At 62.3% G+C, this 12,913-nt stretch carries 10 protein-coding genes and 2 pseudogenes; 6 read left to right on the top strand and 6 right to left on the bottom strand.

Annotated elements, in window-relative coordinates:
- Positions 1-125: 125 nt before the first annotated feature.
- The 3 genes and pseudogenes from ACJ7Z0_RS00005 to ACJ7Z0_RS00015 all read left to right on the top strand — a co-directional run bounded on the left by ACJ7Z0_RS00005 (position 126) and on the right by ACJ7Z0_RS00015 (position 5,249).
- The gene (locus tag ACJ7Z0_RS00005; RefSeq protein ID WP_434788086.1) at positions 126-4,370 is read left to right on the top strand and encodes an RHS repeat-associated core domain-containing protein; all 4,245 of its coding nucleotides are present in this window, start codon (positions 126-128) and stop codon (positions 4,368-4,370) included.
- Positions 4,367-4,870: a hypothetical protein gene (locus ACJ7Z0_RS00010; protein WP_434788087.1), complete on the top strand. Its 504-nt coding sequence runs from the start codon at positions 4,367-4,369 to the stop codon at positions 4,868-4,870. The genes ACJ7Z0_RS00005 and ACJ7Z0_RS00010 overlap by 4 nt, the downstream gene beginning before the upstream one ends.
- Before the next feature lie 110 nt (positions 4,871-4,980).
- Positions 4,981-5,249: pseudogene (locus ACJ7Z0_RS00015) on the top strand (transposase).
- Here ACJ7Z0_RS00015 and ACJ7Z0_RS00020 read toward each other — a convergent pair.
- Positions 5,229-5,801, bottom strand: a complete 573-nt coding sequence (locus ACJ7Z0_RS00020; protein ID WP_434788088.1) for a tetratricopeptide repeat protein — start codon at positions 5,799-5,801, stop codon at positions 5,229-5,231. The pseudogene ACJ7Z0_RS00015 and the gene ACJ7Z0_RS00020 overlap by 21 nt on opposite strands.
- A gap of 535 nt (positions 5,802-6,336) precedes the next feature.
- Positions 6,337-6,564, bottom strand: coding sequence for a hypothetical protein (locus tag ACJ7Z0_RS00025; protein WP_434788089.1), 228 nt, complete (start codon positions 6,562-6,564; stop codon positions 6,337-6,339).
- A 172-nt stretch (positions 6,565-6,736) separates the two neighbouring features.
- Here ACJ7Z0_RS00025 and ACJ7Z0_RS00030 point away from each other — a divergent pair, with 172 nt between their 5' ends.
- Positions 6,737-7,192 carry an ABA4-like family protein gene (locus tag ACJ7Z0_RS00030; RefSeq protein ID WP_434788090.1) on the top strand — a complete coding sequence of 152 codons (456 nt, stop codon included), beginning with the start codon at positions 6,737-6,739 and terminating at the stop codon, positions 7,190-7,192.
- Positions 7,193-7,274: 82 nt separating this feature from the next.
- Complete coding sequence (locus ACJ7Z0_RS00035) at positions 7,275-8,006, top strand: hypothetical protein (protein WP_434788091.1); 732 nt, start codon at positions 7,275-7,277, stop codon at positions 8,004-8,006.
- A gap of 114 nt (positions 8,007-8,120) precedes the next feature.
- Here the strand turns inward: ACJ7Z0_RS00035 and ACJ7Z0_RS00040 are convergent.
- The 4 genes and pseudogenes from ACJ7Z0_RS00040 to ACJ7Z0_RS00055 all read right to left on the bottom strand — a co-directional run.
- Positions 8,121-8,226: pseudogene (locus ACJ7Z0_RS00040) on the bottom strand (transposase domain-containing protein); the annotation flags it as partial.
- A gap of 645 nt (positions 8,227-8,871) precedes the next feature.
- Positions 8,872-9,564, bottom strand: a complete 693-nt coding sequence (locus tag ACJ7Z0_RS00045; RefSeq protein ID WP_434788092.1) for an alpha/beta hydrolase — start codon at positions 9,562-9,564, stop codon at positions 8,872-8,874.
- Between the two features lie 74 nt (positions 9,565-9,638).
- Entirely contained in the window at positions 9,639-10,433 is a 795-nt protein-coding gene (locus ACJ7Z0_RS00050) for a LytR/AlgR family response regulator transcription factor (protein WP_434788093.1), read from the bottom strand.
- Positions 10,430-11,494 carry a sensor histidine kinase gene (locus tag ACJ7Z0_RS00055; protein WP_434788094.1) on the bottom strand — a complete coding sequence of 355 codons (1,065 nt, stop codon included), beginning with the start codon at positions 11,492-11,494 and terminating at the stop codon, positions 10,430-10,432. The genes ACJ7Z0_RS00050 and ACJ7Z0_RS00055 overlap by 4 nt, the downstream gene beginning before the upstream one ends.
- A gap of 234 nt (positions 11,495-11,728) precedes the next feature.
- On the opposite strand from ACJ7Z0_RS00055, the gene ACJ7Z0_RS00060 reads away from it, so the two are divergent.
- Positions 11,729-12,910 (top strand): alpha/beta fold hydrolase, encoded by a 1,182-nt coding sequence (locus ACJ7Z0_RS00060; RefSeq protein WP_434788095.1) that lies wholly within the window; start codon positions 11,729-11,731, stop codon positions 12,908-12,910.
- Positions 12,911-12,913 lie beyond the last annotated feature (3 nt).

A 12,913-nucleotide genomic window follows, 5' to 3' on the forward strand; every position in this document is an offset into this window, starting at 1 on the left:
GCGGCAAACCAGCAGCGCGGATCACGGACAGCGTGTCCGGAAGCAAGATCGTCAGCGGCTCGCGCACGGTGCTGATCGGCAGCCAGGGCGGCGTTGCATGCTCGGAATGCCCGGGCGGAGTCACGGTGGGCAATCCGGTCAGTCCGTCGCAGGGCGCCAAGGTGTTGATGGGGGAGCCGGAGCTCGATTTCGCCTTGCCCGGGGCAATGCCGCTGGTCTGGCAGCGCCAGTACAGCAGCTACGTGAACCTGGAGCACGGTGCGCCGTGCAGCCTGCTGGGCTATGGCTGGAGCCTGCCTGCCGAGATGCGCATCGAACTGAGGGACGAGGCCTGCATCCTGTTCACAGCCATGGGGCGGGCCATCACCTTCGACCCGCTGCCCGAAGGCGGCTCGATCTACAGCCCGAGCGAGGACATCTGGCTGCTGCGCGGCGGGCCGGATGCAACTTGGGGCCAATTGGAACGCTTTCGCCACATCCCACGCAATCTGGCCGGCGACCCGCAATGCATCATGGCCACCGATGGAGCGGCCGGAACGTTCTGGGTGCTGGGGCCGGGAGCAACGCCTTCCGAACAGACGCGGGACCCAGCAGCCCCCCCCGGCATGCCTTACGCGCTGCAGTGCATGTTCGATCGGTTCGGCCGGCGCCAGCGCTATGAGCGCGACGCTTGGGGCCGGGTCGTGGGCATCGTCGACGGCGTGGGCCGCCGCTACCGGCTGAACCTGCGGCAGCTGCACGCCGCCCGGGCCGCGCAGGGCCTCTGGCAGGCCGACAGCGGCTGGCGGCTGACGGGCGTCGACCTCGTCAGCGATCCCTGGGCGCCGGGCGCCAGCGAGCCGATCGCGCTCGTGCGCTACGGTTACTCGGACACGGGAGACCTTGTCACCGTGCACGACCGCGCCGGCCGGCTCGTGCGCGAATTCGCCTGGCAGGCCCACCTGATGACGGCGCACCGCCACCTGGGCGGGCCGCGCCACAGCTATCGCTACGAGAGCCTGGCGCCCGGTGCGCGGGTGGTCGAGCACGCCAACGAGGAAGGGCTGACCTACCGGTTCGAGTACGGCGTGTCGCCCAAAGACAAGACGACCCAGGTGACCGACAGTCTGCAGCGTGTCGACATCTACCGCTTCGAAGGCGAGGCGGGGCTGTCGCGCCTGGTCGAACACGTGCGCGCGGACGGCACCAGGGTGCGCTACGCCTACGACACGGCAGGTCGCATGGCGGAGGCCGTCGACCCCCTCGGACGCACCACTCGGCTGCGCTACGACGGCGAGGGCCGCCTGCTGGGCAAACAACAGCCGGACGGCACGCTGTGGAGCTACAGCCACGACCTCGCCACAGGGCGGTTGATCTCGGTGAGCGATGCTGCCGGCGGAGTCACGCGTTTTGCCTACGATGCCTTCGGCCGCATGACGGGCATTGTCCTGGCCGATGGCAGCACCGAGCGCAACGAGTACCCGGCGCCCGAAGATGCGCCGATGAGCTGCGACCTCCCCGTGCGCGTCGTCGATGCCAGGGGAGGTGTCCAGCAACTGGCATGGAACCATGCCGGCCAGTTGGTGCGCCACACCGATTGCTCGGGTCACGCCAGCGAAGCGCAATACGACCGCTGGGGACAGCGGATCAGGCACACGGATGCGCTGGGGCAAAGCGTGCGCTACGACTACGACATGGCCGGCAAGCTCAGCGCCCTGCATCAGCCTGACGGCAGCGTGACACGCTATCGCCGCGACACGGCCGGGCGCGTGGTGCAAGTGCTGGCGCCGGGCGATGCGGGCCCCACTCCCGGCATCGGCTTCGCCTACGACCTCTGGGGCCGTATCACCCAGCGCTGGAACCGGGGGCTTGCGCTGCACTTTGTCTACGACCTGGCCGGACGCATGGTTCGCTTGACCAACGAGAACGGCGCCCATGCGCACTTCGCCTGGGATGCGATGGACAGGCAGGTCAGCGAAGAAGGCTTCGACGGCCGGCTGCAGACCTACCGCTACGACGCCGCCGGCCAGCTCATCGAGGCCACGGACGGCACGGCCTCGGGCAGCCTGAGTACCCGCTATGCCTGGGATGCCATGAGCCGGCTGGCCGAAATCCACGTGCCGGCCACGGAGCACAGTCCGGCGCGCGTCGAGCGGCTGCAATGGAACCCGGCCGGCCAACTGATCGCTGCACGAAGCTACCTGCTCGGTCCGGGGCAACTGCAGCAACTGCACACTGAAGCCCTGACCGAGCGCGACGCGCTGGGACGCCCGACCGCCGAAACCCAACGCCTCTACAAGCTCGGCGAGCCTGGCGGCGCTGCCTCTCCAACCCCGCCCGATATCGAGTTCGAGCACACCATCTCCCACCGACTCGATGCCCTGGGCAATCGCCAGGCCAGCGAGCTGCAGGACCTGGGGCAGGTGGACTACCTGATGTACGGCTCCGGCCACCTGCACGGGCTGCTCTACAACGGCCAGGGCTTGCTGGACATCGAACGCGATGCACTGCACCGCGAGGTCCGGCGGCAACAGATCCTCCCCGCGAGCGCAGAGGTGCTCGTCACCCGGCGCCGATGGGACGCGCTGGGACGCCTGGAGGACGTGGACGTTGCGGGGCTGGACCGGTGGAATGCTTTGGAGGGCGGCGCACCGTCACACTTGGTCGAACAGCTTGCCCAGTCCCACTACCGCTACGACGCCGGAGGACAGCTCGCCGCCGTCGAGACCCATGGAGGCGGCAGGCACTATCGCTATGACACTCCGGGGCGCCTGATCGGCGCTCGAACGGCCGACGGTGAGCAGCGCTGGCATTTCGACCCAGCGGGCAACCGCCTGCCATCCTCTCCCGGACGCATCTCGCAGTTCTCGTCGTCGGTCCCCGAACAGGACGGTGACCACTGGGCCGCACAGGTTCGCAGCCAATGGCACGGAAGAGATTTTGATGTGCTGGGTCCACGCGAAGCGCCGCAACCGCTGTCGCCATCGTTGAAAGGAGTGACATGCTGGCACGACAACCGTATCGGTAGCAGCGACGACACGCTGTATCGTTACGACAGCCGAGGCAACCGAACAGAGGCCAGCCGCAGGGACGGGCACAGGTTGCTCATGCATTACGACGGCGCCAATCAACTCGTCGAAGTGCAGGTGTTCGACCAAACCGCAAGCCTCGTGTGCAACTATGCCTACGACGCCCATGGCCGGCGAGTGAGCAAGATCGTGAAAGAACAGGCCCACCCTCTGGCGGAGATCCGGGAAAGCCGTACCTGCCATGGATGGGATGGAGATCGGCTGGTGCGCACCGAGCACTGGCGCTCGGGCCGGCAGAAGCAGGTTACGCACACGGTGTACGAGCCAGGCAGCTTCACGCCTCTGGTGCAACTGAGTATCGAGGGCACCGCGCAGAAGAACGCACTGTCCGCGCTCGCGGCACAGGCCGCGAATCCGCAGGTGCAGCAAGCGTTGGAAGACGCATTCAGAGGCCTGCAACCGAACATCCGCCAGGACATGGCAAACCGCTTGCAGGCACTGTCTGGGGGCGCCCTCTCCTCGTCGATCACCGTGCGCCACTACCACTGCGATCCGCTGGGTACGCCACAGGCACTGACCAACGAGCGCGCAGAGCCTGTGTGGATGGCGCGATGCGACCCCTGGGGCAACCTGCAAGAGGAATACAACCCTCACGGCATCGACCAGTCGATCAGATTGCCCGGACAGCATCACGACGTGGAAACGGGGCTGCACTACAACCGCCATCGCTACTACGACCCGGGCTTGGGGACCTATGTCACCCAGGACCCGATCGGGCTGCAGGGTGGCCTCAATCTGCACCAGTACGCGGCCAACCCGCTGGAATGGATCGATCCCCTCGGATTGAATCCCGCGGGCTGCGCCATCGGGGCTGGCGCAGGCGTCTGGTTCGGCGGGGTGGGGGCCGCACCGGGATGCGCCATTGGCGCAGGTGTCGGAACGGTGCTTGTGCTCGGGGCGGTCGCGCTGGGCCTCTCGGGGGACACGCCACCGCAAAGCAACACGGCGGCGAAAACAGACCCCTGGGGCGTGCCGATCGACCCCAAGGCAGATACCCTGAGTCAGGCACACAAGAACGCCATCAGCCGGACAAGCCCCGGCTATGGTGGAAACTGCTCACCCGACAACTATGACAAGTTGCATGATGACTACAAGCAGAAATGCGGGCAGGCCGATGCGCTGGGCGCCTGCAAGTCGGGCATGAGTCCGTCCCAGCTTTCAGCACGAAGGCAGGCTTTCGGGCAGTGCGCCCGTGCGCGCGAGGAAATGATGAACCAGTGCTTCTCGGGCGGCGATTACAACCACAGAGAGCAAGCCGGCAATGTCTGGAATGCATACAAGAACTGCGCAGGCACTCCATGACCTACAAAGACTTGGATGAGCCGTACCTGCGCGGCAGGATATTGGAAGCCTTTCCCGAGGATAGACTTCCTCCCGATTGTTTTGCCGAAAGCGCCTCGATCGGCTTCGACGGCGAGGGGATCGCGCATATCAACGACCACCTGGGCGGCAAGCTCTGGACAGAGATCGATTGGCCGGCCCTGCTCAAAGTGCATATTGACGCTTGGCAGAGCATTTCCCAGCTGAAGAGCGAAGCGTACCAGTGCGTGTTCCCTTCGTTGCTGTTGTACATCGCGGGGGGCAACGAGGATTTCCTCTCTGAGCATTTCATTGAGATGCACCTGAACCTCGGCAATGTGTTCAAGGAGGAAGAGTCCAGGCTCCTAGAGTCTCTGGATGACAGGCAGGCAGAATGCGTTGCGCTTGTTCTCGTCGGTCGCATCAGGAAAAAAAGGCAGCGGCGTCTGTGCCAAGACGCGTTGGACTCCTATTGGGGACTATTCGTGCCCGAAGGCTATTAATTTGGACTAATGGGATGGACGCCCCCTTTTTCTACGAGGGCGTCGTGACCATCGACGTTCAAAGCTCAGAAATTATGCTGCCGTTCAGTGACTAGCTAAATCGTTTGCCGGTGTTCGCTTTGGGCCATTTGCCCGGCCGTCAACCGGCTACAGTCGGCCAAGAACAGACCTTCGCAACAACCTCAGGGTGCTCCAGCATCCGAACCAAGGTCGAGCACCCGTTCCGTGTGATCAAGCAGCAGTTCGGCTTCACCAAACTGCGCTATCGGGGCTGGCGAAGAACACGGCGCAAATGGTCCCGCTGTTCGCGCAGTCGAACCTGTGGATGGCGCGGCGGCGATTGATCGGGAATGAACACTTAGGAGATCAGAAAATCTGAATCGTCATTCACCATGGAGACGATATAACCCCAGCAGACGGCGGCAAGAATCTCTACGAGACCGAGAGGCTGCCAAACAATACCTCGTCTGCCGCGCAGGTCTTGAAGACCCAGTTCTCGCAATGCAAAGGCGTGACCGTGCATCGCAGCCTCTGTCAAGACCGCGTAGGAGCGACGCAGGTCGACTGAAACACCTTTGCCATGGGCTAATGAATAGCCAACACGAAACATCGATGGCAGATGTCGCCTTTCTGCACCCATCGCGTAGAAGCGATAGGCCTTCGCATGGTCGCCTGCTCTCGTCAACCAGCGACCGAAATAAAAGCAGCCCAATGGATGCCCATTAGCTGCCGCTCGTTCGTAGTAAACAGCGGCTCGACTTTCATCTTTCTGACAGCCGATCCCTTGCGTCAGCATCCAAGCAACATACACTTGGCTTTCAACATGCCCTTCATCAGCCAGCGCTTGATAGAGATCAAAGGCCAGATAAAGCAGACCGTCCGTGTATGCCTTTCGGGCGAGTACCAGTTTCTCCGCGCGATCTGCGTGCATGCGTTCAGGGCTTTGGATAGATTCCGGGAGGCGGCGCCGGGGGGTTGAATCCGCCAGGCCGGATTATTCCAGGAGGATTTCTGATCGGCAGCGGAGGGGCCGTAGGAGGAGCCACTCCATCATCCAACGCCCTCAACAGGCTGATGGCCCTCTTGCCTGCCCAACTGGCTTCCCGCCGAATGTGACTTGGCGTCAAGGTGGGACTTCGCCGCACGCTTACATTGATCGGGATCAAGGGATGAGTGCGTCTGCAGGGTTGGGCCTCCACACCCACTTGCGGCAGCCTCTTGCGATATACGGAGGCCTCAATCCAATCTCACCGAAATTCGGGAGCCCTTCGTGGGTAGAATGCTGTGCCGGGGCGGTAAGGTCGCCCTACTCGCGAAAGCGCAAGCACCTGAATCGCAAGCTCTTCGCTTGCATACCCCTCCGTGGCCAAAAGCGAGAATGGCCACTTGCTACCGGAGCTGGTATGTATTTATCCGTGCCCACTAAGGGCGCTCGCGTCGCGCAAACACGCTCAGTTGATCTTGTTTTACGGGAGGCTCGGCGTCTGCATCGCGCCGCGCAGTCCAATTCCCTTTCTACATCTTTGCCGGTTCTTCGTCGCGTAATTGCCGCAGCCGTCGTTCCAATCAACAATCTGCCTGAGCTGTTCCGCAACCGCACCACACTGCGTCGAAAGCACCTTCTCAGAACGCTTGCTCTTGAAGCTGGCTATTCCAGTTGGGAGATCTACAGGCCCGCTCTTGATCTCGTGCATTCGTCAGAATTGGAACACTTTGCAGTCATAGAGAAGGGCTGGGCGAACCTTAATCTATGGTTCTCCACCGAGTCCGATGCACAGGCGTACGCATCCGAGCACGGAGGGCGTGCGATGTGCGTCGGAAGCCAAGGTGTGGTTGTCTCGGACTTGGTGTGCAGGAGCGTCGCTAATGTCTGAAGTGGCTTTTTCATTGGCCGGGATTGCCAGTATCAGCGCATGGCTTGGATTGGGTGTAGCGGCTGCAGTAGCACCTGGGTTGGCCAGGACGCGGCTTTTGCTCATTTCAGGTCGCGTTGTGCCCGTGGGTCTATGCATCCTCTACGTTTATCTGCTTGTTGCGCACTGGGGGCCTGTGCCGGACGGCGGATTCTCGTCCCTCGCTGCAGTGCTGAAGTTGTTCTCTGTGCCCGGAAAGATGCTCACCGGTTGGATCCATTTCTTGGCCTTTGATCTGATGGTGGGAAGATGGCTCGTGGACCACGCCCTCTCGCATCAGCACGCTCGCTGGCCCCTATTGTTGGGCCTTCCCGTCACGTTCATGTACGGGCCTCTCGGCGTGCTGTCGTACTGCGCTGGTCAGTTTGTCGCCTCGCGCTTCGCCGAGCGCAGCGGCGTTGAGGCCTAACCCTTCAATCTAGGCGGGGCCCAACGGCAGCACACCAGGCCCGGGCTGGTGGTACGTGTTAGCTCTCAACGACGTCACACATATGTACGCGCTCAAACAAAAGATGCTCGCTGCTTTGGCGGCCGCACTTGGTCTTGCTATCGCAACGATCCTATATGTCGCCTATACCTTCCCTAGCGAGGTAACGTGTCTGTTCATTAAATCGATGGCGCTTGAACCTCTTGCTGATGGAACACTCGTCGAACCGGGCAGTTCTGAGTTGGAACGTGCCATCTTTCTCGATCTCCAATCGCAAGCCAGAGTACGAATAGAAAAGACCTTTGGCACTCCGCGCTCGAGGCCTGTCGTCGCGTTCTTTCGAGATTCGCAAACCTTTTGGCCTTTGAAAGTAAACAATTACGGCAGCGCAGGCTCAATCGGAAACGCCTGCGTCATCATTGGCCCGAAAGGTCAAACTGTCGATGTTGTGGCACACGAACTCATGCATCAAGAACTACGCGAACGGGTCGGCTCTTGGGGTCTGTTCGCTGAGATTCCAATCTGGTTCAACGAAGGCGTCGCCATGCAAGTTGATTTTCGGCCACAGTACACGCTTCCGAAGGAAGCGCGGATACGGCAAGAAATAGCTGCAGTTCGAGGCCTCAAGTCGGTTAGTCAGTTCAATCATGGCAGCGACGAACAACTAACGCAGCACTACGCGTTCGCCAAGGCTGAGGTTGAGCAATGGCTGGGCAATGTAGGGCACCATGATCTATACCCCCGTTTAGAGCGCGTTCGTGCTGGAGATAGTTTCGATGCGGTTCTGGTCAAGTGAGCTGAGAGCTAACCCTGCATTCGAGAGAGACGCCGTAAAAGTGCGGCGTAAGCGCGCGGTGATCCCGTCTTGACGACGGTCGATCAGCGCACTGCGGTTGGCTGGGCAGCGCTGCGGCAGCAACTCTCCGACTCGACCGGCCGGGTGAGTAGGCAGCCGCTCAAGAATGTCGCTGAGGTACGCGTGCGGCTCGTGCCCCGTTGAGCTTGGCCGACTCGACTTAATTGCTCTGAAAACCGCAGGCCAGACTACGCCAGTCGGCGAACAGTCGTACGGCTAGTGGGAGTGTTTTTCAATGAGGCGCTGGGTTGAGGCGGAGGTAGTCGACCATCGCCAGAAACCACTCATTGAAGCCAGGACAGGTTCAATGAGCCCCCCTGCGAACCACAGCACTTAGCCGGGTGTCTCGGTGTGGGAACGGGCAACAAGCATCGCGATGTCGTTGGTGGACACGATGTAGTTCTTGAAGGCGCGCCATCCTCAGCGTGAAGCAAAAACTCTCGGAGCTGCGGGTCGAGACCATAGCCCATTGGTCCTCGGACGCTGCCACTTCGGGCAGTGTGTGCTCCCAGACGCCATCAACGTCCTCCTCGGAAATCTTCTGCTTGGCGAGGTGGGCTGTCGCCAGTTCGCGCTTCTAGTCCAATTGAGGCTCCTTCTACAGACGACATGTCGGCAAGCACCCGATGCCATTTTGCGCGACTATGCGGGGGTTGAACGGTTGAACGGCGGCTATCGAGCGCTGCCAACTTCTGCTTCGGGCCCATTGCCGTCCTCGAGTCAGCAAGGCACTGATGCCAAACTTGTGCTCGACGGAGCGTCGTAGACCACAGCGATGCGCACACTACGTGTCGCAATTCGCTCTTTAGGCGGCCCCCACGAACTTGCAAATCTCGCTCGAATACTCTCGCAGAAACGCTTGCTTGTTGGGAAGTGGCTCCGTGGTGTGCGGCGGTGGAACGTCCATGAACGAGAAATGGCCAGCCCCTTCGGTGATGCGGACATCCACAACATTCCAATCGTGCATGGCACGTGCAAGCCATTCTGTTTGGGCCGGCGGGGTGATGCTGTCGGCCGACCCCACCCACGCCAAAACCGGAATTCGCACGGCATCGAGTGCGGCCGGAGCTTGAAAAAAACCGGTTGGTGGTGCCAAAAGGGCGAGACGAGCCAAGCGACGGTCCGGTGCGATGCTGACGCGCCGACCTGGCCCCAACCACATTTGTCCCCCGGCCATAGCGACAAGGGTAGCCGCACCAATCGAATGCCCCACGCCTATTGCTCTTGCGGAGGGCTCAACGAATGCGTCCAGTGCAAGGGTGAGTCGTCTTGCCCGGAGGGTCAGTTCCTCCTCTGTGGGGGTAGTCGAAGCAAGGCGCTCGAAATGTGGTGCAACAACCGTGCAACCAGATTCAGTCAAGGCGTCCAGAAGCGTAGAGAGTCGCTCCGGCTGACCGCCCGATCCAACTGAAAAAAGAACGACCGAAGAACCTGTGGCGGTTTTGCGCACTGAGACCTCAAATGAATCATTCCCGTCTTTCAGTGTCTGCGTCAGCATTGGAAATTGCTCCTCGTGGCAAGTGATTTGGATATGGGTTTGTGCATGTATTTTGCCCAGCCAGTCTGCTGTCGCTACATGGCGCGGAACAGATGCCCGAACGCACGGCTGACGTTGAGCGATCGCTGGAGGCCCCGCACGGACAGGCTGTAGCGCCCGTTCTCTTCGCGGGTGGCGCTCACGATGCAGTGGGTGTTGACGAGCACGCCGCGATGCACCTGCGTGAAGTCGGCGGCGTCGATCCGCGACACCAGATCACGCAGGCTCATGCGTACCAGCGCCTCGCCATGGGCCGTGACGACATTGACGTACTTCTCGGCGGCTTCCAGACAGATCACCTCCGAGACCGGGATCATCCGCACGGTATTGCCAACGCCGGCGCGGATGACCTTGATCTTCTCAGGCGCGTCGGCCGCATCCGTGATCGACTGAACGCGCTGCATCAGGGCCGCCATGCCACCGGCAGCCGGTGTCCGGGCGCGCTCGTGCAGCCTTTGCTTCAGGCGTTGCACGCAGACCTGCAAGCGTTCGAGCGTCGCCGGCTTGAGCATGTAGTCCATCGCCGCATGCTCGAATGCCGAGATCGCGAAATTGTCGTACGCGGTGATGAAGACGAAGAGCGGCTCGGCCTGATCGTCGGGCCACTCGTCAGCGACGGCCTCGGCGACCTCCAGGCCTGTTTTGCCCGGCATCTTGATGTCCAGGAACATCACATCGGGCGCCAGGGTCTGGGCCAGTTCGATCGCCCTCAGACCGTCGTCGGCGACGCCCGCGATCTTCAGCTCGGGCCAGGCTTCGAGCAACAACCGCTGCAGTGTTCTCGACAGCACCGGTTCATCTTCGGCAATCACGGCGCGCAACGCGTTCACGATGGAATCCTCACGACCGCGCGAACGCCGCACGGGGATCGAGCTTGCAGAGTCAGGGACGCACGCAGGCCATAGAGGGTCTGGAGGCGATCACGCACATTCTCCAGTCCGGAGCCGCAAACCTCGCCGGCATCGTCGCCACTCGAAGCGGGCTGGTGCGGCGACAATCCCAGACCGGAATCGTCTACCGCGACTTCAATGCCCCCTTCGATCGACCGTGCCAGCACTTCGATGCTTCCTGCGCCCAACTTCGGTTCCAGGCCGTGCTTGATGGCATTCTCGACCAGCGGCTGCAGCAGCATCGGCGGGACGGCGATTCGCTCCAGTTCGGCGGGCAATTCGAGCCGGTAGGCCAGCCTGGGACCCATGCGCAAGGACATGATGTCGAGGTACGCCCTCAGCTGGGAGAACTCCGACTGCAGCGTCGTCACTTCGTCGCGTGACGCTGCATGCGTGCTGCGCAGGTAGACGATCAGCTGGTCGATCATGCGCTCGGCCTGTCGCGGGTCTTCGTCGACGAGCGAGCGCAGATTCGCCAGCGTGTTGAACAACATGTGGGGCTCGAGTTGCGCGCGCAGCAGCCGCAATTCCGATTCGGTGGCGAGGCGCTGGGCTTCGGATCGAGCCATCGCCTCTTTGGCAAGCTGGTCACGCGTCGCAGCGGCGTAAAGGACGAACGCGGCCAGCACCAGACCGAATGCGAACGCCACCATGTAGTCGCTTCCATGACCCACAACGCGGCTGATCGGTTCGTCCAGGATCAGGAGCGCGACCAGGTGACCGCCGAAGTACCCCGTCGGGATGGCGATCGCGCCGGTGAGAAGCCAACGGGGCAGCGGCCGCATTCGCAGCAGCGGTCTTGAGCGGCCAAGCACCGCGATACACGCGATGAACACCATGCCGACACATTCGATGAAGACGAACAGGCGAGCCAGCGTCCCGAGCCCAGGAGCGGCCCAGAAGAGCAGCCCGGCCGCGAGTGCGCACAGCAGGAACGAGCCGGCTGTCAGCCGCGCTGCGCCAAGCCAGCGGGCCGGAATGGATGAATCAACGCTGATCACTGGCGGAAGTTGGCTGCATCGCGGAACTGTAGAGGTTGGCACGCCATGCCGCTACTGATCAAGGGCCCTTGGGGGCGAATTTGTCCTCAAGCCGTCGGTTTGGTTGACCGAACGGCAACCGCTCGATGCCGCCTCACGACCGTTGGCACCCTCGGCCGGGCGTTTGGGCGCCAAACCAGATGCGCTCCTGGCAGCGGCCGCCGAAAGTGCGGACCTCACCACCCAGGAGTCCCCGTGCAACGATCTTCTCTTTCAAACACGCTGCTTTGCGCCGCGGCCGCCGTCTGTGCAGCCATGGTCACGACGAACGCACAGGCCTTCGACGGCATCGTGGAAAAGCAGGTGTTCACCCTGCCCGCCTACACGACCGTGAACGGCCAGGTCGTCAAGGGAGTGCGCATCGGCTATGAAACCTATGGCCGTCTGAATGCTGCGCGAGACAACGTGATCCTCATCAATCACTTCATCACCGGCACCTCGCACGCCGCCGGCCGGTATGCGGCGAGCGACGCCGCGCCGGGTTACTGGGACACGATCATCGGCGCCGGCCTGCCGATCGACACCGAGCGGTTCTTCGTCATCGCGACCGACGCGTTGGCCAACCCCAATCGCGCATCGGCCACCGTCGTCAGCACCGGCCCAGCCAGCATCGACGCCGCCACCGGCAAACCGTATGGCATGCGCTTCCCGGTGCTGGCTGCGCGGGACACGGTGGAGGTGCAGAAGGCCCTGCTCGATTCGTTGGGCATTCGAACCATCTACGCCGTGGCTGGCGCTTCGGCTGGCGCCTGGATGTCGGTGGAATGGGCCTCGGCCTACCCGGACCGCGTGCAGCGCCTGTTGTCCGTCGTGGGACCTGGCGTCGACAGCCCGGCCTACGCCATCGCCAAGATGAGCTCGTGGGGCGCGGCCGTGAGGCTGGACCCGAACTGGGCCAACGGCGACTACCACGGCAAGGCCGAGCCGCTGGCAGGCATGACGCAGGCCATGCGGCAGGTCACACTCGACGCGCTCAGCTTCGCTTGGGCCGACAAGGCTTTCGGTCAGAAGTGGGCCGACCCGGGCAAAAACCCCGGCGAAGCGACTGCGAATCAATTTGCAGTCGATGCCACCCTCGAGAAGATCGGCGAAGCGCGTGCCAAGGGCATGGACGCCAACAGTTGGCTGTACACGCTGAAGGCCTTGCAGTTGCCCAGCGCCAAACCAGACCGCATCAAGGCCAAGTCGCTGTTCGTGGGTATCAGCTCGGATCAGATCTTTCCGCCGCTCTTGTCAAAACGCGCAGTAGAGGTCCTCAAGGCGCAAGGCACCCCGGCAGAGTATGTCGAGTTGAACAGTCCCAATGGTCATGCCGATGCACTGGGTGCCACAGTCGGTCAAGCCGGGCCGGCGATTGCGTCACTCCTGGCAAAGTAGGCA

It is taken from the genome of Variovorax palleresanus, from assembly GCF_051144945.1.
In the GTDB taxonomy this organism is placed as follows: domain Bacteria; phylum Pseudomonadota; class Gammaproteobacteria; order Burkholderiales; family Burkholderiaceae_C; genus Variovorax; species Variovorax paradoxus_S.

Excerpts from the sequence above, each read along its gene's own strand:
- ACJ7Z0_RS00025 (WP_434788089.1), bottom strand. The coding sequence starts at position 6,564 with ATGCACGAGATCAAGAGCGGGCCTGTAGATCTCCCAACTGGAATAGCC.
- ACJ7Z0_RS00020 (WP_434788088.1), bottom strand. The coding sequence starts at position 5,801 with ATGCACGCAGATCGCGCGGAGAAACTGGTACTCGCCCGAAAGGCATAC.
- ACJ7Z0_RS00045 (WP_434788092.1), bottom strand. The coding sequence starts at position 9,564 with ATGCTGACGCAGACACTGAAAGACGGGAATGATTCATTTGAGGTCTCA.
- ACJ7Z0_RS00010 (WP_434788087.1), top strand. The coding sequence starts at position 4,367 with ATGACCTACAAAGACTTGGATGAGCCGTACCTGCGCGGCAGGATATTG.
- ACJ7Z0_RS00030 (WP_434788090.1), top strand. The coding sequence starts at position 6,737 with ATGTCTGAAGTGGCTTTTTCATTGGCCGGGATTGCCAGTATCAGCGCA.
- ACJ7Z0_RS00035 (WP_434788091.1), top strand. The coding sequence starts at position 7,275 with ATGTACGCGCTCAAACAAAAGATGCTCGCTGCTTTGGCGGCCGCACTT.